Origin of the sequence: Microcoleus sp. CAWBG640 (genome assembly GCF_020883015.1) — a bacterium.
Taxonomy (GTDB): domain Bacteria; phylum Cyanobacteriota; class Cyanobacteriia; order Cyanobacteriales; family Microcoleaceae; genus Microcoleus; species Microcoleus anatoxicus.
Genome location: NZ_JAHRFC010000187.1, coordinates 1 through 3079, shown reverse-complemented (window position 1 = coordinate 3079; position 3079 = coordinate 1). Strand labels below are relative to the sequence as shown.

The window sequence follows — 3079 nt, the reverse complement described above, 5'->3', positions numbered from 1 at the left end:
CACAAAAGCAACTTTGGACAGAATTAGCCACCGCCGAAGAAATTATGGTTTATTGCGGTTCCGGGGTAACAGCTTGCGTGAATTTATTGTCTTTAGAAATAGCCGGAATTCCCAACGCTAAACTTTATCCAGGTAGCTGGAGTGACTGGTGTTCCTATCAATAAGCGACACCAAAAAACTGGGTGCACCTCAGTTTTGCAAATATATTAGTAGGGGCGAAGCATTCCGGCTGTAAATCTCTGGTTATCATTAATAAATTGTCTGCCGGAATGGTATAGCCCTTACAAAATTGGGATGCTCCCAAAAAACTTGTTTGTGTAATAAATCATGATTTGTTAACAGAAATATTGAGGCAGAAACCAGGTTTTTTACACCCTTGCATAAATTCGAGCCTTATTCCTTCCCATCCTCTAAAAATCAAAATAAATGTAAGGTAAACCACCCTCCGGTGCCAACACCCAAACCGCATACAAACAAAGCGGTACTAACATCAACTTCACAGGCCAATTCAACTCCACCTTCAAACCCCGAATTAACGTATAATTCATCAGCATCGCCACCGCCAAGCCCCCCAAAATCCAACTTAACTGCACTCTTTCCAAACCCAGGGCTTCCACATAAACCTTATGTGCAAACTGGACATCAGCAGGATGTCCCCACAAATGGGAAATCACCCATCCAGAGTCTTTCAAATTGGGAAGACGGAAAAATATCCAACTACCAAAAACCATAGCTTGAGTTAACAGCCAACCGATGAAAAAGCCGATCGCATTGTCCCACAAAAAATCTATTCGCAACCGCTTAAACACCACATCCGTCAGCCTATGAACCACCAAAGCCAAACCGTGTAACCCCCCCCACACAATAAATCCCCAAGCCGCACCATGCCAAATTCCAGCCACTAACATGACGATTAACAAATTCAGACAAGTACGCCACAAACTAACCCGCGAACCCCCCAAAGGAAAATACAAATAATTCCGCAGCCAATCTCCCAAAGTCATGTGCCAGCGCCGCCAAAAATCGCCTATGCTAGCACTAAAATAAGGAAAATCAAAATTGGGTGGCAAGTACCAACCCAGCAGCAAAGCAGTACCGCGCGCGATGTCAACATAAGCGCTAAAGTCGAGATAAAGTTGCAACCCGTAAGCAAAAATTGTCAGCCACAAATCTTCGCTTCCCGCCCGCTGCAAGTTAGTAAAACTTAAATCTACATAAATTCCCAAATTATCCGCCACAAGCCCTTTTTTTACTGCACCGGAGGCGATCGCCCACAGTCCCTCTGCAATGCCATCTGCTGTGGGAAATTTCTGGGATTTTAGTTGATAAATTAAGTTATGATACCGAGTAATTGGTCCCGAAATTAATTTGGGAAAAAACAACTTGTAAGCAGCAAAGTGCAGCAGTGAATTTGTCGCAGGTGCACCTCGATACACGTCAATCAAATAAGCAATGCACTCAAAGCAAAAAAAACTCAATCCTAAAGGTGCAATTACGTGGGTTTTTACCCAGTCCGCACTGTCTAAAGCCACGGGTAAATTCAACAAAGTGCCGAGGGAACTTAAGAAAAAAGGCACATACTTAAAACCTAGAAGCAGCAATACATTCAGGGTAATTCCTATGCACAGCAGCAACCAGCGGCGACGGTTCCAAGATTCGTTAGCAATCCGCCAATCCAGAGGTTCCCCGATCGCCATTGCCAAGAAATAATTAAACAGAGTACCTACTAACAGCAGAGGAATGTACCATCTTTGCAGCGAACCATAAAAAATCAGACTCCCAATCACCATGATTGACAGTCGCCACCATCGCAGTGGCACTAACCAATAAACAACTAACAAACTTAGCAAAAATTGGGCGTATTGAAGGGAGATGAAAGTCATGTTCTACAAATAAAACAAATAAGTGTTTGCATATTATTGCTGTATTCTATAACTGCAAAATGCGTTTGACGATCGCACTGGTAGAACTCGGAACTTCTATTTTGACCAAGGAAATTTTGCCACCACAGGCTAAAACCGCAGGTGCTTCCGGTAGTGTTTCGATTTGATAGTCGCCTCCTTTAACGTAGATATCTGGCTTCAGAGTCGCGATCAGTTCAATGGCGGTAGTTTCGGGAAAAATTACTACGGCGTCTACGGCTTTGAGTGCCGCTAAAACTTCGGCTCGCTGTTCTTCTGGTACGATGGGGCGCACTGGTAATCCCGGCTGCTGGGGTTTGAGGGCTTGTACGCTAGCATCACTATTCAATCCCACCACGAGGGATCGCCCCAAGGATGAAGCCTGCTGCAAATAGCGGACGTGCCCTGCGTGTAAGATATCAAAGCAGCCGTTGGTAAACACGAGGGGACGCCACTGAGCCGGATTTGAGGCGATCGCACGAGCAAGTTCTTTCAACCCATAAACACCAGAAATCATTGTTTCCACCAACAGCGAGTTTGAACAGGGATGAACCATCCTACCAGCAAAAGTGAGAAATTGCACTTGCTAAATTGAAAAATTAATTTTTCAATTGCCTAATAATTACTAAGATAATTTGCAGGCAAGAGCTAAAATGAAATTAAAAAACAGACAGAATTTTTGTTGATAAAAAAGCAAGTTAAGTCGGAGAATGTGCAATTATTAAGCCCATCAGTGTAGGTTAAAACTCAAGTAGACATCCGCCTGTTTGACGCAATTAACCAACTAAAATGCCATCTTGATTACCGAGTTTTATGCGATCGAGCCGCTCCACAGACTTGTGGTGCTCTCAGCAAGTCGGTGGGGAGTATCAAAGGTTGCGTCTTTTTTTTCGATCAAAATCACCAACGCTAATTAGTCTGTCGAGCAATTTACCAAGAATTTAGCTAGACAGACGGGAATCCCCACACTATACCGCCTCGGTTAGTGTGGGATGAAAGGCGTGTGAGGTGAGGATTCCATCTGTTCACAATCTCAAAGCATAGCTTTGAGTAGTGGGCGGATGGATGACGAGACCAACAAATCCTGGTAAAATAATACTAACAAAAAACGGCAATTCAATGAAGGCGACATATCAGTACAAGTTCTATCCCGACACTAATCAAAAGCTAGCTCTCAA

At 43.7% G+C, this 3079-nt stretch carries 3 protein-coding genes; 1 reads left to right on the top strand and 2 read right to left on the bottom strand.

The genetic code is table 11. The features are described from left to right. Positions 1-164 (top strand): rhodanese-like domain-containing protein (locus AAFP11_RS30085; RefSeq protein ID WP_341740292.1); only part of this gene is annotated, 164 nt, incomplete at its 5' end. Between the two features lie 246 nt (positions 165-410). On the opposite strand, the gene AAFP11_RS30080 is transcribed toward AAFP11_RS30085, so the two are convergent. Together AAFP11_RS30080 and rfaE2 are read right to left on the bottom strand one after the other, a co-directional pair. Then, positions 411-1883 carry an MBOAT family protein gene (locus AAFP11_RS30080; protein WP_341740290.1) on the bottom strand — a complete coding sequence of 491 codons (1473 nt, stop codon included), beginning with the start codon at positions 1881-1883 and terminating at the stop codon, positions 411-413. A 46-nt stretch (positions 1884-1929) separates the two neighbouring features. Next, positions 1930-2418, bottom strand: a complete 489-nt coding sequence (rfaE2, locus tag AAFP11_RS30075) for a D-glycero-beta-D-manno-heptose 1-phosphate adenylyltransferase (protein WP_341740291.1) — start codon at positions 2416-2418, stop codon at positions 1930-1932. Positions 2419-3079: the final 661 nt, after the last annotated feature.

Coding starts and splice junctions, on each gene's coding strand:
- rfaE2 (WP_341740291.1), bottom strand. CDS start 2,418: ATGATTTCTGGTGTTTATGGGTTGAAAGAACTTGCTCGTGCGATCGCC.
- AAFP11_RS30080 (WP_341740290.1), bottom strand. CDS start 1,883: ATGACTTTCATCTCCCTTCAATACGCCCAATTTTTGCTAAGTTTGTTA.